The organism is Bacillus cereus, from assembly GCF_002564555.1.
GTDB lineage: Bacteria > Bacillota > Bacilli > Bacillales > Bacillaceae_G > Bacillus_A > Bacillus_A cereus_K.
In genome coordinates, this window is record NZ_NUVD01000008.1 from 16,192 (window position 1) to 38,738 (window position 22,547).

The following is a 22,547-nucleotide window of genomic DNA, read 5'->3' on the forward strand; positions in this document are numbered from 1 at the left end:
ATTTATTTTATTGAACAAACAAAAGCGTGCATAATCATTTCATTATTTTTGGAAAATATCCAACTTTTTCACCATGAGCTACTAGCTGCTGTATGAATTCTTTATTAATTGCTGGCACTACGAGCTCTTTTTTCTGAATCCATTCATTCGTTCTACGAGTACCCATTACAATCTCGGATTGCTGTGCTCCATCTCCTGCAACTTGAGAAGCAATTAGTTCTGCTATCACTTCATCTTCCTTTGCTAACTTAAGCCCAGTATCTATATATTGAGAGAGTGAAACCATTTCAAGATTATATCCACATTCCTCAATTAGCTGTATAAAATTTTCAAATTCAATTTGATTTGGATGGCATATATGTAGCGTTTCTCCTACAATTTGTGTATCTTGTAAATACGCTACAATTGATTTACTAGCAAAATCAATTGGTGTAAAATCGATTTTCCACTTCACATTTGGAGCTTGTCCAATGAGTAACATCGCTTTAATAAGACGATAAAATGCATTTCCTTCAATATTTTGTTGGAATACACCTGTCTCTGAATGACATGCTAGGTTACCTGCACGATAAATATTCCCTTGTATGCCGCTCTTCAAAGCTTCACGAACAAGATTTTCCGCCTGCAGTTTACTATCGGAATACACATTCTCTAACTCTACATCGTAGTTAAAATCACCTGTTTCCATATATGTATCCCATTGCTCTATTGCTAATTCTATCGGAATACCAATTGTTGAAATAAAGTGGAATGTCGCTCCTTCTTCCGCTAATGCTAGCATACGGCTCGTTCCTTGCACATTCACATTTTCGAACTGAGCTACATCTCCAAAATGTCTTACATCTGCACCGCAATGAATAACCGTATCAACTTTGGAACGAATAAAGTTAAATTCTTCCTTATTCATACCCAGATACTCTGCTCCAAGGTCACCAGGTACTGCCGTTATACGTTGTAGCCATTCTTTACTTATATCTTTAAAGTAATTTTTTAATGTATTAACAATTCTTTGTTGTATATCTTGTGTTGGTCTTACTAAGCAATAAATATGTGCTGTTGTATCTTTTAGTAACTCATACAATATGTGCGAACCTAAATAGCCTGTAGCTCCCGTTAAAAAGATATTTGAAACTTTACCGTTTTTCACTTCATTTATATGTGAAATTGGCTCTGGCTCATGAATTACTTTATACTCACGGAATACTTCTTCCGCTACTATTAATTCCCTTTGAATTTGCGCTAATCCATATATTGTTCTTTCCTGGAAGAAATCTTGAATTGTTAAATGCGGGAAATCTTCTTTCAACAAAGTTAAAACTCGTAACACCTTTAATGAATGGCCACCAATTGTGAAGAAATCATCATGAACACCAATTTTTGAGATTCCTAATACATCAATCCAAGCTTTTGTTATTTTCTCTTCTGCTTTAGTAGATGGCGCGATATATTCTTGTAGACGAACTGGTTCATACTCTTCTTCCAGTTGTGCTAATCGTTTCAAATCAATCTTGTTATTTGGCGTAAGTGGTAATTCATCAATATAAATTAATTTTGATGGTACCATATAATCTGGTAATTGTTCTCTCAAATCATGTATTAAGTTTTCCATAGCTACTTCATCAACAGTTGTATAGAAAGCAACTAAGTAATGGCTACCTTCTTCACTTTTCTTTGTAAATACTGCTGCTTCTTTTATCATTTCATATTTTGCAATTGTATTTTGGATTTCACCTAATTCAATTCGGTGTCCTCTAATTTTCACTTGATTGTCTTTACGATGTAGAAACTCAATATTTCCATCTTCCAATATTTTAACAACATCACCTGTTTTGTATATCTTACTATCATAATTTGAAGGATGTGAAATAAATACTTCTTCTGTTTTTTCTGGCTTATTAAAGTAACCTTTTGCTAAGCCCACTGATTCTATATACAATTCTCCTGGTATACCAATTGGACAAACTTTCATATTTTCATTTAATATCCAAACTTTATAATTATCCGCTGGCTTCCCAATTGGAATACTAGCAAGCTTGTCATTTAACTCATCCGGAATTGAATATGTCGTTGTTGTAATCGTACATTCTGTCGGGCCATATGCATTATTTAGTTGAACATGGGTACCAATTCTCTCGCGCCATAATTTCACTACTTCAGCAGTAAGCATTTCTCCACCGACTGCAATTCTCTTTAATGAATCCAGCTTATATTTACTTTCATCTGGAAGATATGTTGCTACTTGTTGTAAGAAAATTGTAGCTAAACCTAAAATAGATGTTGCCTTCGCTTTATAAATTGCATTTGCAAAAGCATCCACTGAAAGTCTTTGTTCATCCAATAAAACATATACATTTCCACCACAGAATAACGATGCGAATAACTCCCAAATAGATGCGTCGAAACTAAATGATGGGAACTGTGCGAAAATATCTTCTTCACTTAATTCGTAATGCCTTTGCATCCATGTACATAAATTCACTACTCCGCGATGCGCAAGCATGGTTCCTTTTGGATTGCCTGTAGAACCAGATGTGTAGATCATATATGCGATATCATCAAGGGGAATTGACAAGTTTACATCGGTCTCTGGAAACTGTTCACTATCGTAAAGAGATAATTCTCGAATATCCTCAAACGGTACTTTTGCTTCTTTCGTTAAAACTAATTTTGATTGGCTATCTTCAATAATATATTGCACTCGATTTGCTGGATAATCTGGATCAATCGGAATATACGCCGCACCTGTTTTTAGAACTGCTAATAAACTTACTACCGTATCAATACTTCTCTTCATAAAGATACCGACATAATCACCTTGTTTCACTCCATTATGTAATAACATATGAGCAATTTGATTACTTTTTCTATTTAGTTGTTCGTATGTTAGCGTTCCTTCCACCGAGGATAAAGCTATACGCTTTGAAAACTTCCTTACCGTTTCATAAAACATATCCGCAATACTTTTATTCGGGTATGATACTTCTGTGCAATTTATCTCTTTATATATCGCTAATTCTTCTTCTGTAATAATATTCATATCTACAACACATTGCGCCTCATTTACAATGCCTTGCTGGATCACATGCTGAATTTGGTTTATATAGCGAAGCGTCGTTTTTTCTTCTAATTGCAGTTCATTATAAGAAATTCCGAAACAATTATCCTTTACTTCAATAACGTTTAATTGACTATTTCTATTTTCTTTCCCTACTGTAATTGCAGGTTTCCCCCATTTTTCTTCATCATACTGTAGCAATACCTTTTGTACTTCTTCCATGCTTTCTAACTGCATAATTTGATCATTAATTTCTAATTTTAACTCTCCATAAGAAAGCTTTTGTGCAATCGTAATACATAACGGATAACTGCTATGCCCTATATAATAGGGAATTACTATTCTCTTTTCATTACTAACATGATGCAACCATACAAAAGTAGCTACTATTACATCTAACTTATTTTGTTCAATCCCTTTGCTATCCTGTACTTTCCTTTGCTTATATTCGCTTACTTGAAAATCTTTCGGTATCATAAGCGGTTCATAATTATGTTGCAAAAATTGTTCATATCTCTCCACATATGAACTTTTTAACGAAATACTCATTCTGAATCCTCTCACTCTCCATAATATAAAAATCAAATGAAACTTTAATCATTGGAGGACACCTTCCCCCAATGATTAAAATCACACTATAATATCTTTAAATGCAGATATACTATTATTAATTAGAAATAGAAAGGTGTAGATTATATCTACACCTTATATTATTGTATTAACTTTTAAATTCTCCGATTAACTCTTGTAACTCCTGTGAAAGCCAGCTTAAAGAAGTAGCTAATTCTGCTATATCTTGTACTGACATTTCCTGTTCTTTCATACTCTCTTCAATATTACTACTACTATTTGCATACGTATTTGCAATATGTGATAGTTCATTTACAACACGAACAATATTTTGGCTGTTTTGCAATATATCATTTGAATTGCTAGAAACAGCTCTAACTTGGTTTGTAACAGATTGTGCTGATTTTGAGATTTTCTCAAAGAAAGCACCACTACTTTGAACGAGTGTAATTCCAGATTCTACTTCTTTTGAACCTTTTTGCATTGAAACAACAGCCTCTTCCGCTTCAGCTTGTGTTTCCCCTATTAATTTTGCTATATCTTTTGCTGACGCTTCCGTTTGTTCTGCTAATTTACGCACTTCATCAGCGACCACTGCAAATCCTCTCCCGGCTGCTCCAGCACGTGAAGCTTCAATAGAAGCATTCAAAGCTAGTAAATTAGTTTGATTCGAAATACCTGTAATTACAGTTACAATATCACTAATTTCTTTTGATCTAGTTTCCAATGAATAAATGATCGAAGATAAATCTTGTACTGCATTTTGTATTAAGCTCATTTGATTAATGATTTGTTCAATCACACCATTTCCTTCTAATGAATGATGCTCCATACCTTCAGATGCTGTCGCCACTTGTTTTGCAGCATTCGTTATCTCTTCCATCTTATCTTCCATTTCATGTACAATACCTAAACATTCTTGTACTGAAGTTTCCTGCGACTGAGCGCCAGCTCGTAGCCCTACCATAGAACTCGCGATTTCTTGAACTGCCATACTATTCTCTTCTGTACTTGCTGACAATTCTTGTGAAGATGACGAAACCTGTTCTGCCGTCTGCTTCACTTTATCTATAATTCCTTTAAACTTCTCAATTGTGTTATTAAAATAAGCATTAATAATACCAATATCATCTGGTCTTTCTTCTAATTTAATACTTAAATCCCCTTCACCCACTTTACGCAATCCTTCACGTAAATCTCGTAATGGAGCAAGTGAATTACGCACAATCAAGAATTGAATAATAGTCGCAATTAAGACTGAAATACAAATAAACATTAAGCCTTGCATAATAAATTTGTTCTTTGTACTAGGAACAATAGAGGCATCCACATCAGCCGCAACAATTGCGACAATATTTTCTTCACCGTCTTTAATTGGCTCTAATATCGTTACCCATGATCCTAATTCATCTTCATATATTTCTGTCATTTCTGCTTTTTTCGTGCTCATTACTTTATCATATGCTTTCATCCAATGAGCTGGTTGTTCATAATAATCTCCTGGCTTTACCGGAACAGCATTTGCTAATTCTGTAGTCAAACCAACTACTTGTAGCTCACCTTTTGTATTTGTTTTTGCCCCAACAACATACGTTTGTCCAACGCTTTTCAATTCTTTTGTAACTTCATCTAATTGCTCCGTTAATGTAGCTCGCTTCTCCTTTTGTGCCACCGGATCTTTCCCAACATCTCTCACTACTTCTGCATCTAATTTATGTAATACCGTATCTCCTGTTTCAATAGACTGTCTTTCAAATAAAGACATCACACTATTTTGAAACATGTTAAAACTTAACGCTCCCATGCTCCCAACAAGCGTCAAAATAACTAATACAGTTAACAATACATTTTTTTGAAGAAACGATAGCTTGTGCCAATATTTTTTCATTAACATCACCCTTCTTAATTAATTCAATATAAAAGAAACTATCAAAATATAAATACATTAAATTGATAACAATTCTCAAGTGTATATAAATAAAAAAAAAGACCAATGAAAAAAGCATTGGTCAAGACCAACCCTATCCGTCCGGTAACTGGCTAGCATAGCCTTTCGACCTTAGCCCCTGTAGTTTTGCGTCCTCATGTTTCCATCAGTTTGCCTTTCTCGCTGAACGAGTTGAACGATATGGGAGTTCTATGAGAATTAAATTATTCTCTATCAAAGATTACAACATACAGATTAAAATGTCTACTTATTTAGAGATATAAATATAATATTCCAATGTATTATTTTTTCAAAATAATTTCGGAAAATACGTGAATGTTACTTTTTTTGTGTTATATAATAAAAAATGTAGAAAAATCGAGGATTTTTCCGGATGTTTATTTAATTTTCATTCAAATTAAACTATTTGGATATATCTTAACTTACGAATTTCGGAGGTAGTTTATTATGTTTTGGCTACAATTTCTTACCTTATTACTCTGCATTTTTATTGGTGCACGCCTAGGCGGAGTTGGTTTAGGAGTAATGGGTGGAGTTGGTATGGCAATACTCGTTTTTGTCTTCCACTTACAACCAACCGCTCCTCCCATCGATGTAATGCTTATGATTTTGGCTGTAATTACTGCTGCTGGTGCTTTGCAAGCTGCTGGAGGAATGGACTATCTTGTTCATCTAGCTGAGAAAGCATTACGAAAAAATCCAAAGCGTATTACTTTTTTTGCTCCAATTGTTACTTATTTATTCACACTATGTGCCGGTACTGGTCACGTTGCCTACTCTGTACTTCCTGTTATTGCAGAAGTTTCTCGTGAATCAGGAATTAGGCCAGAACGCCCAATGTCAATTGCCGTAATCGCTTCTCAACAAGCAATTACAGCTAGTCCCATTTCAGCTGCCACAGTTGCTCTTTTAGCAATGTTAGCTGACTATCAGATCACTTTATTAGATATTTTAAAAGTAAGTATCCCTTCTACTTTCATCGCTTGTATGGTAGCTGCATTCGTTGCTAGTAAAATGGGTAAAGAATTAAATGAAGACCCTGAATACTTGAAACGATTAAAAGAAGGCATGATCCCTAAGCTTGAAGAGAAAAAAGAATTTGTAGGTGTAAAAGGCGCTAAATTATCAGTTATCCTTTTCCTAGTCGCAACTTTCCTTGTCGTACTCCTTGGCTCATTTGAAGCACTACGTCCAGGATGGATGGTTGACGGGAAGTTAGTTCGTCTTTCCATGCCAAACACAATTGAAATGATTATGTTAACTATTGCAGCCCTTATTATTATTTTCTGTAAACCAAATGTAGAAAGCATCGTATCTGGTAATGTCTTTAAAGCAGGGACAACAGCAGTTGTTGCCATTTTCGGTATTGCTTGGATGGGAGATACTTTCTTTAACGGAAACTTAAATATGATTCAAGGATCCATTCAGCATTTAGTAACAAGCGCACCGTGGCTATTTGCTATCGCATTGTTCATCCTATCTATTTTACTGTACAGCCAAGCAGCAACAGTTCGTGCATTAATGCCACTTGGACTATCTCTTGGCATTCCGCCGGCATTACTAATTGCAATGTTCCCTGCAGTAAACGGATACTTCTTCATTCCAAACTATGGAACAATCGTTGCTGCCATTAACTTCGACCGTACCGGTACAACAGGCATCGGTAAATATGTTTTAAATCATAGCTTTATGATTCCTGGTCTAATTGCAACCTTTACTTCTATCGGAATTGGAATGCTCTTAATTTCCATTATGTTTTAAAGAAAAAGCACAAACCTATAATTTAAAAGGGTTTGTGCTTTTTTAATCAAACGTTTGTTTAAATGTTTTTTACCGCCTATTCTTCTATGTGGCGCTTTAATTCTACATAGCCTTTTTCTACAAACTCTTACTTACTTCCTCTACTAGCTTCTTCGTACTTTCATACGCAGATTCCGATAAACTAATCGCAGAAATAACGGAGACACCATCCGCACCTGCTTCTATAACGGAAGCAGTATTTTCAATTGTAATCCCGCCAATACCAACAATCGGTACTGTAATTCCTTGTTCTCTAAAATGAGCTAATCCTTTTGTTCCTTGAATAGCTTTCGTATCTTTTTTTGTACTTGTTGGGAAAATAGGGCCAACTCCTAAATAATCAGCTCCATTTTCAATTGCCCAGCGTGCTTCTTCAATTGTATGTGTAGATACACCGATAATTTTATTCCCCATCTTTTCACGAACAGATGTAATCCCTTCGTCATCTTGCCCAACATGAACACCATCTGCATCTAATTTTAGGGCCAACTCAACATCATCATTTACAATAAACGGTACACCATACTCCTTGCAAAGTGCTTGCACTTCTTTTGCAAACTGTAGACGCTTCTCTCCCGTTAAAGCTCCTTCTCCCTTTTCGCGAAATTGGAAAAGTGTCACTCCACCATCTAACGCTTCTTTTAATACAGCTAACGGATCCCTCGTACAATTATTACTCCCCATAATAAAATATACTTGCAATAGCTTTGACATTTTATCTATTTCAATGCGTGCCATTTCTTTCACTCCCTCTTACTCTAACTCTTCAATCTTTCCATACTTCTCAATATCATCTGAAGTGGTATTCGCTAATTGATTTAAAAATTCAATTTGGAAACTGCCAGGTCCTTTTTCTACTGTCTTAGCAGCTGCTAGTTCCGCAGCCACTCCATAAAATGTTAATGCGGCTACCGCTGCCTTTACATAATCTTTTTCTACCGCTGTAAAAGCTCCTATTACAGAAGTTAATAAACAACCTGTTCCAGTAACTTTCGTTAAAATAGAGTGACCGTTTCGAATAAGAACAGTTTTCTCTCCATCTGTAACGACATCTTCTTTTCCAGTAATGACTGCAACTGTATTCAATTCATCCGCTGCTTGTTTTGCAATACTTACAACATTGCCATTTCCAGTACCAGCGTCTACTCCTTTAATTTCCCATCTCTCATTAATCACATTAGCTATTTCAGCTGCATTTCCACGAATAATTGCTAAATCTATTTCAGCTGGAATATGTCTTGCAACTTCTGTTCGATAAGAAGTTGCTCCTGCGCCAACTGGATCAAACAGTACTGGCACATCGTTCGTATTTGCTGACTTACCAGCAAGTAACATCGCCTCTACCTCTTCAGAACGAAGTGTACCCATATTTAATACTAGCGCTCCAGCAATGCGTGCCATTTCTGCTACTTCTTCTTTTGCATACGCCATTACAGGTGATGCTCCTAGCGCTAACAAACCGTTAGCTGTAAAATTTGTGACAACAACATTTGTAATATTATGAACGAGCGGATTAGATTCTCTCACCAAATCCACTACTTTACTAATTTCTCTCATATTCATCCTTTTCATCCCCTAACTATAATGATGGGAGATACACAAAAAAGGCACTTTGCGCGTACGCAAAGTGCCTGAACATGTGCTGTTACACTCTCCCTACGCTGGCATTATCCAACAGGTTCAAATGGTCAATGACGGGTTAGCCATACTCTCAGTTTGCATCCACAAACTCCCATGTGTTTATTATTCGTCTACTTCAGAGTCTACTCTTATTCTAATAAAATAACAAGTTCTTTCCTTTTCTATTTAATATAGAAGCAATTGATAAAACAATAAGCATAATAAATATCTTTTTTCATAATCTCATCATGGTGCAGATTATGTTCTGTCGCCATCATTTGATTTCAAACAGATTATACCCCTATCATCTTGTCTCCTCATCTATTTATAGAATACTAGAGATCATAACTCTCTTGGTTCAACCTCTTCGCCTATTCATTTACGATGCCAACGCATACACTTAAAGATCTGACATTTATATTTGTAAAACAGATTTTGTTCATTCCACTAAAAGCCGTTCAAACATGGAGCGAAACTGAATCTCAAGAAGATGTGTGCTATATTTAACGTATGGAAATTTGAAAGGATGTTTTAAATATGGTAAAAAGCGTTGTAATCGCTGAAAAACCTTCCGTTGCACGAGATATTGCTCGCGTACTGAAGTGTGATAAAAAAGGAAACGGCTATCTTGAAGGTAGTAAATATATTGTAACTTGGGCTTTAGGTCATCTCGTTACATTAGCAGACCCAGAAAGCTATGATGTGAAATATAAAAAGTGGAATTTAGAAGATTTACCAATGCTACCTGAACGTTTGAAACTAACAGTTATTAAACAAACTGGTAAACAGTTTAATGCTGTGAAAAGTCAGCTGCTTAGAAAAGATGTAAATGAAATTATTGTAGCGACAGATGCTGGGCGCGAAGGAGAATTGGTCGCTCGTTGGATTATTGATAAAGTTCGAACTAATAAACCGATCAAACGTCTGTGGATTTCATCTGTTACTGATAAAGCAATTAAAGATGGTTTTGCAAATTTAAAACCAGGTAAGGCATATGACAATTTATATGCTTCGGCAGTTGCGCGTTCAGAAGCTGACTGGTATATCGGTCTTAACGCGACTCGAGCTTTAACAACTCGCTTTAACGCCCAATTAAATTGTGGTCGTGTACAGACACCTACTGTAGCTATCATTGCCGGTCGTGAAGACGAAATTAAAAACTTTAAAGCTCAAACATACTACGGTATCGAAGCTCACACAACTGACAAGTTAAAATTGACTTGGCAAGATGCAAAAGGAAATGGCCGTAACTTTAATAAAGAGAAGATCGATACAATTGTGAGAAAGCTCGATAAACAAAACGCGACTGTAGTCGAAATTGAGAAAAAGCAGAAAAAATCATTCGCTCCTGGTCTTTACGATTTAACTGAATTACAACGCGATGCGAATAAAATTTTTGGTTACTCTGCAAAAGAAACTTTAAACATTATGCAAAAATTATATGAGCAACATAAAGTATTAACGTATCCTCGTACAGATTCACGCTATATTTCATCTGATATCGTCGGAACACTTCCAGAACGTTTAAAAGCATGTGGAGTAGGAGAATACCGTCCTTTAGCTCATAAAGTATTACAGAAACCAGTAAAATCTAATAAATCATTTGTTGATGATAGTAAAGTAAGCGATCATCATGCGATTATCCCTACGGAAAGCTATGTGAATTTCTCAGCTTTCACAGATAAAGAACGTAAAATTTATGATTTAGTTGTAAAACGTTTCTTAGCTGTTTTATTCCCGGCCTTTGAATATGAACAATTAACCCTGCGCACGCAAATTGGTGACGAGACGTTCATCGCACGTGGCAAAACAATTTTAAGTTCGGGTTGGAAAGAAGTATATGCAAATCGATTTGAAGATGACGATGCAGCAGACGATGTGAAAGAACAAATCTTACCTCGCATCGAAAAAGGCGCTACATTAAACGTAAAACTAATTGCCCAAACATCAGGTCAAACGAAAGCACCTGCACGCTTTAATGAAGCAACATTACTTTCAGCGATGGAAAACCCAACAAAATACATGGATACGCAAAACAAACAACTTGCTGACACGTTAAAATCAACTGGCGGATTAGGTACTGTAGCAACGCGTGCTGACATTATCGACAAGCTATTCAATTCATTCTTAATTGAAAAACGTGGTAAAGATATTCATATTACTTCAAAAGGGCGTCAGTTACTTGATTTAGTACCAGAAGAATTAAAATCTCCTACACTAACTGGTGAATGGGAACAAAAACTTGAGGCTATCGCAAAGGGTAAATTAAAAAAAGAAGTATTCATTACAGAAATGAAAAACTATACGAAAGAAATTGTTACTGAAATTAAATCGAGTGATAAAAAATATAAACATGACAACATTTCAACGAAGTCTTGTCCAGACTGCGGCAAACCGATGTTAGAAGTAAACGGTAAAAAAGGCAAAATGCTCGTATGCCAAGATCGTGAATGTGGTCACCGTAAAAATGTATCCCGCACTACAAACGCACGCTGTCCACAATGTAAGAAAAAATTAGAATTACGCGGTGAAGGCGCTGGCCAAATTTTCGCATGTAAATGCGGCTATCGTGAAAAACTTTCTACCTTCCAAGAAAGACGTAAAAAAGAATCTGGAAACAAAGCTGATAAACGCGACGTTCAAAAATATATGAAACAACAGAACAAAGAAGAAGAACCATTAAACAACCCATTCGCAGAAGCGTTAAAAAAATTAAAATTTGATTAAACAAAAAGGTTCCTACCACTATCGGTAGGAACCTTTTATTTTTAATGAATAATTTTACTTCCTTTTGCGTTCTCAACAAACTTTTCACTTGATTTGTTAATTGGTTTTTTCAGTAATAATGCAACCACAACTATGATTACTACGAAAGCAGTTAGCACGAGTAAATCTCTAGTTACTATATCCCAAAGCATTCCACCTACTGTTTCACGAATTGCACTAATAGCATATGTGAATGGTAAGAACGGATAAAGTGCTTGGAAGAACGGTGATGTCATTTGAATTGGGAACGTACCACCCGATCCTGCTACTTGCAGTACAAGTAAAATAATTGCCATCGATTTCCCAACGTTTCCGAAAATAGAAACGAGTGAGTACACGATACAAACAAATACTCCTCCAATAAATAAACTAAATAACACAAACCAGAATTTATCGACTACGTACGTACCGAGTAAGAACATATCCCCCATTGATACGATAAACGCCTGTGAGAGACCTATCGTTAAGAATGTTAATAAACGCCCAAAGTATACTTCATGGCTCTTATAATTAGCGCCCTCTTCATGTACTTCTACTGTTAATAATGAAACCATTAACAATGCGCCTACCCATAATGCAAGCACTGTATAGAATGGTGACATTGCTGAACCGTAGTTCGGCATTGCAAATAATTTATTCTCTTTTAAATTTACCGGATTCGCAAAGAAATCACTTTGCTTTTCAACATCATTTTTCAATAAGCGTATGATATCTTTTATATCCTCTTCTGATTCAAAATCACGAATTTTATCTGCTAATTCTTTAATCTTCTTCTCAGTAGCTGGCATTTCAGCTTTAATATCTGCTAATTTCTTGCTACCGTCTACTAAGCCTTTTGATGAATCTTCTAGTAATTTTTTAACATCTGGAAGCTTTTTATCTGCATCATTTAAAATTTGAGTTGTATTTTTCGACATCTCTTTTGTACGAGCAATTGCTGTATTGAAGCCTGGTACAATTTCTGAATCATACGTCGATAATACATCTGTTAATTGAGCTGATCCGCCTTTCGCAGCGTTGTTAATACTTTCAATTACATCTTTTGTAGGCTTCTGCCCATTATTAATAAGTGTAATTCCCTTATTCGTTGCATCTACACCTTTTTGTAAACTACTTTTCGCTTTATTTAACTTTGTAATTCCATTATTAAGGTTTTTATCACTATTCACATCTGCTAAAACCTTATTTGTGCTTTCTAGAACTGGAATCATATCGTCAATTAACCCAATTCCAGATTGGAATTGACCATTTAAGCTGTTTAAAGCCGCTTTTGGTCCTTCTAAACCGTTAACACCTTTATTCTGTAAATCCTCCATTGCTTTTTGGACGCTAGATTTAGTACTTTCAATACTATTTTTCGCTTTATCGTAATCTGCTTTTGCATTATCATATACTGCATTTGCATCAACTTTAGCTTGATCAACTGTACTAACTGCTTTTTCATAATCTGCTACAAATGTTTCATTGTAATCTTTTTCAGCTTGATCAATTAATGCATTTGCTGCATCTAATTTTTGATTCGCTACATCTGTTACATCTTTCTTTACTTCTTGTCCTGTACCAATAACATTTACAATATCTTTAATTCCATTATTCGCATTTTCCATACCGCCTTTAAGCTTAGTTAAGTGATCCACTCGTCCTTGGAAAAAGCTTTTACCAAAATCAGTCGTCACAGATTTCTGAAGTTCGGTAAATACGTTAATAAGATACGCAATGCCATCTGTGCGAGCTTGCAATTGATCTGATACAGCATTTAAATCTTTCTTTGCTTGTTCTGGATCAAATTTTCCATTTTGTAATCCATTTACAACACTTTTCCCATAAGCTGTTCCTGCACGGGATGAACTTAAAACATTATGGACTGTTTGATTAATATTTTGCGCTATACTTTTATAACCATCACTATTCAACTTAGAAAGATCAGGTCTTGCTGGGAATTCAGGCAATCCATTCATTCCAGACAAATCAGGAATAGCTAAATCCACACCCGGATTCATTAAAAAGTCAGTAAATGCAGCTGCACTATCCATAACACCTTTTGCTGTTACTAAATCATTTCTTATCGTTGCTGGAGCATTTTTCAACGTTTGATCTTGATTCGCAAAGAATTTGTCTAAATTCCCCAACGCTTCCTGCCCATCATTTATTACACTCTCTACAACAGGTAGATCTTTTTGTGCTACTTTCACAATGTCTTCTGCCTGAGTCGCATCATTTAATGCCTTATCCACAAGTGTATTCATTTCTGGGAATTGCGCTTCTAACTTAAATACAAGATCCTTTACCTTTTCAATACTTGGCAAGTTTGTTTCTAAATCAATTCCAAGGTCATTGAAGATTTTAAAAATCTCACCGTTTGCTGTTTTAACAAAGTTTTTACTAACCTCTTCTGTAAGACCCGATGCACCTTTAGCTGTAATCTTCGGTGCAATGGCATTCACTTTTTCATTTACATAATAATCAATTTCTGGTTTCTCTGGATTTTCATTCAAGACTGTTGTAATCTTTTCAGAAAAATCTTTTGGAATAGTAATACTCGCGGAATAATCTCCACGCTCTACTCCATAAATTGCTTGCTTTTCATCGACAAACTTCCACCCGAAATTTTTATCCTTCTTAAGTGAATCTACAATTTCTTCCCCAATGTTAATATCTTTCCCTCTTAAATTTGCCCCAACATCTTGGTTAGAAACTGCAATCTGGATTCCTTTCGTATTTCCGTAAGGATCCCAAGAAGCTTTAATGTTAAACCATGCATATAACGATGGTAGAACCATTAATCCTAAAACAATAACAATTGCAGCCCAATGTTTGGCCACATTCCGTAAGTCTGTCTTATAAATACGCCAAATTTGTTTCATATAAGTTATCACCTAATTATATATTTTTCCTTCTTTAGAAAATGATGCATGCATTTTGCAATTATATCACTTTCTACATCGTGGATTAAACGAAAATGCACTATTTTCCCTATTAAATATTTCACTTACTTTATTATATAACGAAGTAAGTGAAAACATGAATACAAAATGACCAAATCGGTTTTACATTCAGTAATAACAAATATATAGGAAATGTCATAAAAAGTACAAGTATTTTATCTTGGAAATACTTGTATTCATCAAAAAAATCCTCACAGCTTTTTATTATCTGTGAGGATTTCTTCTATTATATATCTAATTGTACTTCTACACCGAAATGATCTGAAATTACATTTCGGTTTGTACCATTAAAAATGACTTTTGAAGAACGAACGGTTTTACTTTGGTTACACAATATTAGATCGATTCGCAAATTATGTTTATTTTCATCCCAACCAGCAATCTCGCCTTGGACAGTTGTTCCTTCATCCTTCTCCATTGCTAGTTCGTATGTGTCATACAAACCTTTTTGCATCATATACTCATAACCCTCGCCTTCCAAACGAGCATTATTATTAAAATCACCCATTAAAAAGGAAATTTCATTGCTATTTACACGCTCCATCAAACGATCGACTTGACCTTTGAATGACTCTTCTTCATCATTCCACCAACCGAGATGGCAAGAGTAAAACGTTACATTCTTACCATTATAAGCAATTGTTGCACTTACAATTTTGCGTGTTTTCCAATACGTTGTATCTTTGTTTTCTGATACAAAGAACGTATCTTCTTTTATAATATTATGCTTTGTTATAATCGCTAATCCTTCTTCGTACACATCATAACCAATATGAGAGAAATCCCAAGTAATATTGTAATCTTTTACCTGTAACGCTTTTAACTCTTCTAATAGTAAAAGTCCAAAATTATCTTCTTTCTTGTTACCGCATACATTTTCAGCTTGTATCAACTGACTAACTTCTTGCAATGCGATTACATCATACTCTTCTTCTTGAATTACTTTAGCAAGATATTTAATCTTTTCCATTTGATTCTCTTCTTGCCAAGAGTGACAATTTAAAGTTAGCAATTTCATATTATTACGCACCTAACATATCTTGAATGTCTGACTTTAATACGTCAGCTTTTGGACCATATACTGCTTGTACACCTTTATCTTTTACGATAAGTCCTAAAGCACCATTTTGTTTCCACTGTGCTTCTGGTGCAACAACATCTAAATCTTTTACTGTTACACGTAAACGTGTCATACAAGCATCTACGTCAGCAATATTATCTTTTCCACCTAATAAATCAATAACTTTTGTTGCTAATGAACCATCTTGTACATTTCCTGTTCCTTCTGATGACTCATCTTCATTATCAATATAGTTACCTGCACGTCCTGGCGTTGGTAAATTGAATTTTTTAATTAAGAAATTGAATAACGTAAAGTTAAGACCGAAGAACACTAATGAAACAATGACAAAGTTGATTAAATCTCTTGTTAAACCTGCGTTAACCATCATTGGTGTACGAGTAATTAACTCAATAAATCCGAATGCATGAACACGTAAATGAATTAAATCTGCTAATGCGAATGCAAGTCCTGTTGTAATTGCATATACAACATATAATACTGGAGCAATAAACATGAACATGAATTCAATTGGTTCTGTTACACCTGTTAAGAATACTGCTAATGCTGCTGATAAGAACATTGGTTTATATTTTGCACGCTTATCTTTATCAACATTACGGAACATCGCGAATGCGATACCCATTAATGCTGCTGATGAACCAATAACTTGTCCCGCTTTGAAGCGAGCTGGTACAACATTATTTAATAAATCGTTATATGCTTTCGTATCTCCACTTGCTAATAAGTTATTTAAATCTGTAATCCATGCAAGCCATAATGGATCTTGTCCTGCTACAACTTGTCCAACTTTTGAGCCAGTTAGCATCGTATATGTTCCGCCAAGCTCAGTGTAATTCATCGGAATCGTTAACATATGATGTAATCCAAATGGTAATAATAAACGTTCTAATGTTCCATATACAAATGGCGCAATAACTGGTGCACTATCTTTAGATGCTGCAATCCAACGACCAAATTCATTTAATCCACTTTGGATAAATGGCCATAAAAGTGATAATACAATCGCAGTGACTGTAGACCAGACAATTACAACGAATGGTACGAATCGTTTTCCATTAAAGAATGCTAATGCCTGTGGCAGTTTGTTATAGTTATAATACTTGTTATATAAAGTAGCTCCTAAGAAACCTGTGATAATCCCCACGAAAACTCCCATGTTTAATGCTGGTGCACCAAGTACAGAAGTAAAGTAATCCTTTACAAGTAAATCTCCTGCTAATACTGAAGAAACTGTCGCTTTTGAATCCGTTAACATTTGAGCGTTTACGCCAAATATAGCTCCTGTGATTCTGTTTGTTAAGACGAATGCTAGTAGCGCTGCAAATGCACCACCTGCGCGATCCTTCGCCCAAGATCCCCCAATTGCTACTGCGAATAAGATGTGTAGATTTGTAATAATTGCCCAACCGATGTCTTCCATTACGCGAGCGATTGTATGAACTGCGTTAATATCCCCAGCAGACATCCCAATTAACTTACCGATAGAAATCATTAAACCAGCTGCTGGCATTACAGCTACAACAACTAATAACGCTTTCCCGAACTTTTGCCAAAAATCAAAAGACGTAATTTTCATCTGTTCTTCCTCCCCTTGTATTTATAAAAACATAATGATTGAAAGTATAATTTCTGTTTTCTTATGGAAACGATTTCTCATATCCCTATTTTCTTTTTTTTATTGCGCAACCGTTTTCATAAATCTATTTTAATAAAAGCGTTTTCACATTGCAATAGAAATTTATTTTTTTTCATAAAAAAAGATGCTCAAAGAGCATCCTTTTTTATTATGAAATGCGATAAACCCTTGTTTCATAAGGTTTTAACGTAAATGAAGTTACTTGTTCATGTTCCGCAACTTTATAGTTATTTAAAAGCAAACGTTTGCGTTCTAGTGCGAATAAACTCTCATTATACACAGCTTCCTCTTTTGAGATATTGCTAATTACAATGACTTTTTCATCCTGTAACGTACGTGTATACGCATAAATTTGTGGATCGTCTTCTAAAAGTAAATCATACGTACCGTAATTCAGTACATCGTGCTCTTTTTTCAAAGCAATCATTTTCTTGTAGAAATTGAAAATCGAGTTCTCTTCGTTTTTCTGCTTTTCAACATTAATTTCTTTGTAGTTTGGATTCATGCCAAACCAAGGTGCACCTGTTGTGAAGCCTGCATTCATCTCATCGTTCCACTGCATAGGTGTACGTGAATTATCACGACAAGAAGCCCATATAATTTCCATCATATCTTGATGCGATACGCCTTCTGCAATTTTCTCGCGATATAAATTTTTAATTGCTACATCATCGTAATCTTCAATATTTGGGAATTGAACATTTGTCATACCAATTTCTTGTCCTTGATAAATAAACGGTGTACCGTGCATAAAGAAATACATCGCTCCTAGAGCTGTTGCACTTTCACGCCAAAATTGTTTATCATCTCCCCACGTTGAAACGATACGTGGCTTATCGTGATTCTCGATGTATAAAGCATTCCATCCTTTATTTTCCAATCCTTTTTGCCATTTCGTTAATACCTTTTTCAATCCTACAACATCAAGATCTTTCTTCTTTTCTGCATCCCATAAGCTTAAATGCTCAAACTGGAATACCATATTGAATTTACCTTGTTCTTCTCCAACCCAAAGCTCAGCATCTTCAATCTTAACGCCGTTTGCTTCGCCAACAGTCATAATATCATACTTAGAAAATGTATTTTCTTTTAACTCTTCTAGTAAAGGTTGAATACCATTCACATTCATATGCTTATCAAAAGATGGCACATATTTTAATTCTTTTGGATTTGGCATATCCTTGAGGCCATCTTCTTTTTTAATATGGCTGATTGCATCAACACGGAAACCATCAATCCCCTTATCAAGCCACCAGTTAACTGTATCGTATAACACTTCACGAACTTCTTTATTCTCCCAATTTAAATCTGGTTGTTTGCGTGAGAATAAGTGTAAATAATATTGTCCTGTTACTTCATCATATTCCCATGCCGAACCATTAAAAATACTTTCCCAGTTGTTTGGTTCTACGCCGTCTTTACCATCATGCCAAATATACCAATCACGCTTCGGATTGTCTTTAGATGAACGAGATTCAATAAACCATGGATGTTCATCACTCGTATGATTAATAACTAAATCAATAATAAGCTTCATATCACGCTTATGAACCTCATCTAATAAAGCATCAAAATCTGCCATTGTACCAAACTCATCCATAATATCTTGATAATCACTAATATCATAACCATTATCATCATTAGGCGACTTATACATTGGGCAAATCCAAATTACATCTATACCTAAATCTTTTAAATAATCCAGTTTTGCAATAATACCTTGTAAATCTCCAATACCATCACCATTTGAATCCATAAAGCTTCGTGGATAAATTTGATAAGCAACTGCTTCTTTCCACCATGTCTTATTCATAGTCATTCTCTCCTTTTGCATCCCATCGGAAAATTTATGCAAACGTTTTCGTAACACTATCATAACAAAATATGAATAGTTTGCAACTGTTTTCATTGAACTCTATGTAGATTCCTTATTCTTATGCTTTATTTATTTCTCACAAAAGGAAATCTCATTCTGCACCCGCTCTTGTCCATACACGTTACATACGCTTCTCATACATTAATACAAAGCTCTAATTATTTTAGAAAGGAGTGCTAAATTGGAACAAACAAGATTAACAGGTCGTATCGTTGTCCCCTCAGATCTGGATTACGACGTAGCCCGAATGAATTTAAATTTAAGTATTCCAAAACTCCCTTGTATCATTGTTTTTTGCCAAAATAAAAATGATGTCTGTAACGCCTTAAAATGGGCACGCGAACGCCATATACCATTTCGTTTAAGAAGCGGACGTCATAGCTATGAAAATTTTTCTCTTTTAAATAGAGGACTTATTATTGATGTGAGTGAAATGCATCGCATTACTGTTAATACAGATAAATTAACAGCAACAATTGAAGCTGGTGCAAATCTTGGCACTGTTTATAAAGAGCTTTGGAATTATGGTGTTACAATACCAGCTGGCACAAGTGCAAGCGTTGGAATTGTTGGATTAACACTCGGCGGTGGCATCGGTATGCTTTCACGCTTATTTGGATTAACATGTGATCAATTAGTAGAAGCTGAAATGGTACAAGCATGCGGTAAATTTGGCGCAAAACTCATTCGTGCAAACGAACAAGAAAACCCTAACTTGTTTTGGGCGTGCCGTGGCGGTGGTGGTGGAAACTTCGGAATTGTTACTTCTTTAACTTTTCGAGTCCATCCTATAAAAGACGTATCCATTTTCTCGCTTACATGGGAATGGAAAGATTTTATCGCTGCATTTCAAGCTTGGCAAAACTGGGCGCCTTATATAGACGAACGTCTCACTTCATCAATTGAATTATTCGCAAAGCAACAAAATAAAATCGAAGTAAAAGGTGAGTTTGTTGGCTCTCCTTCTGAACTCCATTCCTTATTATCCCCTCTTCTTGAAACTGGTACCCCCTCTCTCTTTATAGATGAGGTTCCTTATATAAAGGCTGTTCAATTCTTTAATAGCGGTAATATCCCTGAAAATTTCAAGCGCTCTGGTTCCTACGTATATAAACCTATTCCCCTGAAAGGTATTCAAATTATGCAGCATTTTCTTTCTCATGCACCAAATAAAGATGCAAGTATTTGGCACCAATCACTCGTAGGTGCTGTGGAAAATATTCTTCCGAATGAAACAGCTTATTTCCATCGTAAAGCAATTATTGCTCAAGAATACATTACCTCTTGGAAATGCGATGATGAAGAAAATCGCAATATACGCTGGGTTAAAGATTTACGAGAAAGCTTAGATCCTTATACACTAGGTGACTATGTCAATTGGCCCGATATCGACATTAAAAATTGGCAAACGAGTTATTATGGTTCTAACTTTCAAAGATTGCGTAAAGTGAAAACCATATATGATCCTTGTGATGTTTTTCGTTTTCAGCAAAGCATCCCTCCTTTCCATACGTAAAAAAGGAGGAATAAAATAAAAAATCATCCAATATGCCGTTGCCTCTTAGCATGTTGGATGATTCAAGTTAATGTTCTATATCGTTTCAAATTATTGCTCCTACTCATAAACTTTCAATTACGGGTTAATTGTATTTCTCATCATTCTCATGCAATGAATGTAATTTAATATTTGGTACTTTATCTTTTTCAATACTGCTATTATAAACAACAGGAATTTGAAATTCGAATTGCTTTGTCTCATGTTTTTGTAAATAGACTGGTTTCGGTACTTGATAACTTTTTGAATTCTCATTTGCATTATCATATAAAACAACTTTTAATGCTTGTGAATGATTCCGATAATTTTTTAAAGTAACAATGCACTTTTGTTTGATATCCTCTCCATTTTTCTCCATTCTACACTGGCTGTCTTCTTTTTTATATTCTATTGCTTCTACCCCTGTTTTTCCTGCGTAGTACCATGTTTTATTCAATGTCTGGAGGATGTTATTTAAAATAAACGGCATCATTAAAATCAAAATACTAATGCCTACTACTTTTATCTTATTCATTGTTCTAAATGTACTAGATCCCTTTTTTCCTAGCCATTTTACGAATAATATAAATGCAATTACATGTAGTACGAAAGAAACAATCAGTATATTTGAGACTTTATAATCCATATAAATATATGTATGTAACGGAACCTTATAGAAATTGAATAGTTTTTCCCCAATTAATTCATTATCATTTGGAATTTTTAATAATATCAAAACCCCTATACTGTAACAAATGGCTACTAATCGATCATACTCAATTCGGACCATTCTTTCTCCCCTTCCCTTTGCTTTTTTATTATCGATTTTAGCTATTATTACCATACTATACAATCTTTTTATAGAGGATAACGTAAAAAAGCTCCTTATAAATATATAAAGAACTTTATTAATATACAGTATGAATTAGAAAATCAATATGCAATTTTCACATAGAGATTTCCTCAAAATATGTTGGATTATGTATTGTAATTTTTTTATCCAGAATTGTAACAATACTATCATTTTTTAATTGTTTTAATACGCCGCTGACCGTCTCCCGAGACGTACCAGATATTTTCGATATTTCAATTGTTGTAAGTGGGCATGAAATTACAATTGTTTCGCCACTTTGTTCTCCTAAATCCTGCATTAAATAATTTAATGTTTGAATGACACGATCTTGTGCATTAGGGATTGTAATATTTTGCACTCGATTTTCATTCAGTTTTAATATTGATGATAATTGCTGAACAACGTACATTAATTGCGTCCTACTAGATTTCACCATATCTTCGAAAATTACTGTCGGAATATAGTATACTTCTACATCTGTCATCGCTTCTGCCGTATAGTTATATCCTCTGTCTGTAAACATACCACCATAAGGAAAAATAGAATACCGCTTTACATAGTCCTCATATAATAAATTCCCACTTTGATTTCCCCGCTCTAACTTTACAAAACCATCTAACATGAAGTAAATTCTTTCTCTTGAATCACCTTCTAAAAATAAAAATTGACCCTTTTTATAAGTTCGCCAATAGACAAACTCCGTCAAACCTTTCAATTTCTTTTCTGTTAAATGCGCAAATAATTCAAACTGCTTTAAATCTTTAACTACGTTCCGTCTATTCATAGAACTCCCTCTCTCTTGCTGTATGTTGGAGCGAAAAATCAAGAAAGCGTATTCAAGTTAAATTTTATCATAATTA

13 protein-coding genes and 2 riboswitches are annotated in these 22,547 nt (G+C 34.9%); of the genes, 3 read left to right on the forward strand and 10 right to left on the reverse strand.

Annotated features, from left to right (window positions below; all coding sequences use genetic code 11):
• Positions 1–34 precede the first annotated feature (34 nt).
• Both COI75_RS03465 and COI75_RS03470 read right to left on the reverse strand, forming a co-directional pair.
• Positions 35–3,604, reverse strand: a complete 3,570-nt coding sequence (locus tag COI75_RS03465) for a non-ribosomal peptide synthetase (RefSeq protein WP_098448236.1) — start codon at positions 3,602–3,604, stop codon at positions 35–37.
• Between the two features lie 169 nt (positions 3,605–3,773).
• On the reverse strand, positions 3,774–5,513 hold the full coding sequence (locus COI75_RS03470; protein ID WP_000761087.1) for a methyl-accepting chemotaxis protein: 1,740 nt from the start codon (positions 5,511–5,513) through the stop codon (positions 3,774–3,776).
• 140 nt (positions 5,514–5,653) lie between these two features.
• A riboswitch (cyclic di-GMP riboswitch) is annotated at positions 5,654–5,738 on the reverse strand.
• Positions 5,739–6,020: 282 nt separating this feature from the next.
• Between COI75_RS03470 and COI75_RS03475 the strand changes: the two genes are divergently transcribed.
• Positions 6,021–7,334, forward strand: a complete 1,314-nt coding sequence (locus tag COI75_RS03475) for an anaerobic C4-dicarboxylate transporter family protein (protein WP_000498720.1) — start codon at positions 6,021–6,023, stop codon at positions 7,332–7,334.
• 117 nt (positions 7,335–7,451) lie between these two features.
• On the opposite strand, the gene thiE is transcribed toward COI75_RS03475, so the two are convergent.
• Positions 7,452–8,111, reverse strand: a complete 660-nt coding sequence (thiE, locus tag COI75_RS03480) for a thiamine phosphate synthase (RefSeq protein ID WP_000090963.1) — start codon at positions 8,109–8,111, stop codon at positions 7,452–7,454.
• Positions 8,112–8,126: 15 nt separating this feature from the next.
• On the reverse strand, positions 8,127–8,936 hold the full coding sequence (thiM, locus tag COI75_RS03485) for a hydroxyethylthiazole kinase (RefSeq protein WP_001057207.1): 810 nt from the start codon (positions 8,934–8,936) through the stop codon (positions 8,127–8,129).
• Positions 8,937–9,009: 73 nt separating this feature from the next.
• Positions 9,010–9,119, reverse strand: a riboswitch (TPP riboswitch).
• Between the two features lie 411 nt (positions 9,120–9,530).
• On the opposite strand from thiM, the gene topB reads away from it, so the two are divergent.
• Positions 9,531–11,720, forward strand: a complete 2,190-nt coding sequence (topB, locus tag COI75_RS03490; RefSeq protein ID WP_000241071.1) for a DNA topoisomerase III — start codon at positions 9,531–9,533, stop codon at positions 11,718–11,720.
• Between the two features lie 41 nt (positions 11,721–11,761).
• Here topB and COI75_RS03495 read toward each other — a convergent pair whose 3' ends face one another.
• The 4 genes from COI75_RS03495 to COI75_RS03510 form a co-directional block, all read right to left on the reverse strand.
• Complete coding sequence (locus COI75_RS03495) at positions 11,762–14,623, reverse strand: YhgE/Pip domain-containing protein (RefSeq protein WP_000810109.1); 2,862 nt, start codon at positions 14,621–14,623, stop codon at positions 11,762–11,764.
• A 307-nt stretch (positions 14,624–14,930) separates the two neighbouring features.
• Positions 14,931–15,722, reverse strand: a complete 792-nt coding sequence (locus COI75_RS03500; protein WP_000772002.1) for an endonuclease/exonuclease/phosphatase family protein — start codon at positions 15,720–15,722, stop codon at positions 14,931–14,933.
• 4 nt (positions 15,723–15,726) lie between these two features.
• Positions 15,727–17,364 carry a PTS transporter subunit IIBC gene (locus COI75_RS03505; RefSeq protein ID WP_000705556.1) on the reverse strand — a complete coding sequence of 546 codons (1,638 nt, stop codon included), beginning with the start codon at positions 17,362–17,364 and terminating at the stop codon, positions 15,727–15,729.
• A gap of 208 nt (positions 17,365–17,572) precedes the next feature.
• Positions 17,573–19,237, reverse strand: a complete 1,665-nt coding sequence (locus COI75_RS03510) for a glycoside hydrolase family 13 protein (protein ID WP_001044721.1) — start codon at positions 19,235–19,237, stop codon at positions 17,573–17,575.
• A 244-nt stretch (positions 19,238–19,481) separates the two neighbouring features.
• On the opposite strand from COI75_RS03510, the gene COI75_RS03515 reads away from it, so the two are divergent.
• Positions 19,482–20,816, forward strand: coding sequence for an FAD-dependent oxidoreductase (locus COI75_RS03515; protein WP_000438517.1), 1,335 nt, complete (start codon positions 19,482–19,484; stop codon positions 20,814–20,816).
• Positions 20,817–20,940: 124 nt separating this feature from the next.
• On the opposite strand, the gene COI75_RS03520 is transcribed toward COI75_RS03515, so the two are convergent.
• Complete coding sequence (locus COI75_RS03520) at positions 20,941–21,624, reverse strand: hypothetical protein (RefSeq protein ID WP_000251619.1); 684 nt, start codon at positions 21,622–21,624, stop codon at positions 20,941–20,943.
• Between the two features lie 157 nt (positions 21,625–21,781).
• Positions 21,782–22,471, reverse strand: a complete 690-nt coding sequence (locus COI75_RS03525; protein ID WP_001081903.1) for a Crp/Fnr family transcriptional regulator — start codon at positions 22,469–22,471, stop codon at positions 21,782–21,784.
• Positions 22,472–22,547 lie beyond the last annotated feature (76 nt).

Excerpts from the sequence above, each read along its gene's own strand:
- COI75_RS03505 (WP_000705556.1), bottom strand. The coding sequence starts at position 17,364 with ATGAAAATTACGTCTTTTGATTTTTGGCAAAAGTTCGGGAAAGCGTTA.
- COI75_RS03510 (WP_001044721.1), bottom strand. The coding sequence starts at position 19,237 with ATGAATAAGACATGGTGGAAAGAAGCAGTTGCTTATCAAATTTATCCA.
- COI75_RS03475 (WP_000498720.1), top strand. The coding sequence starts at position 6,021 with ATGTTTTGGCTACAATTTCTTACCTTATTACTCTGCATTTTTATTGGT.
- COI75_RS03495 (WP_000810109.1), bottom strand. The coding sequence starts at position 14,623 with ATGAAACAAATTTGGCGTATTTATAAGACAGACTTACGGAATGTGGCC.
- COI75_RS03525 (WP_001081903.1), bottom strand. The coding sequence starts at position 22,471 with ATGAATAGACGGAACGTAGTTAAAGATTTAAAGCAGTTTGAATTATTT.
- COI75_RS03470 (WP_000761087.1), bottom strand. The coding sequence starts at position 5,513 with ATGAAAAAATATTGGCACAAGCTATCGTTTCTTCAAAAAAATGTATTG.
- thiE (WP_000090963.1), bottom strand. The coding sequence starts at position 8,111 with ATGGCACGCATTGAAATAGATAAAATGTCAAAGCTATTGCAAGTATAT.
- thiM (WP_001057207.1), bottom strand. The coding sequence starts at position 8,936 with ATGAATATGAGAGAAATTAGTAAAGTAGTGGATTTGGTGAGAGAATCT.
- COI75_RS03500 (WP_000772002.1), bottom strand. The coding sequence starts at position 15,722 with ATGAAATTGCTAACTTTAAATTGTCACTCTTGGCAAGAAGAGAATCAA.
- COI75_RS03520 (WP_000251619.1), bottom strand. The coding sequence starts at position 21,624 with ATGGTCCGAATTGAGTATGATCGATTAGTAGCCATTTGTTACAGTATA.
- COI75_RS03465 (WP_098448236.1), bottom strand. The coding sequence starts at position 3,604 with ATGAGTATTTCGTTAAAAAGTTCATATGTGGAGAGATATGAACAATTT.
- topB (WP_000241071.1), top strand. The coding sequence starts at position 9,531 with ATGGTAAAAAGCGTTGTAATCGCTGAAAAACCTTCCGTTGCACGAGAT.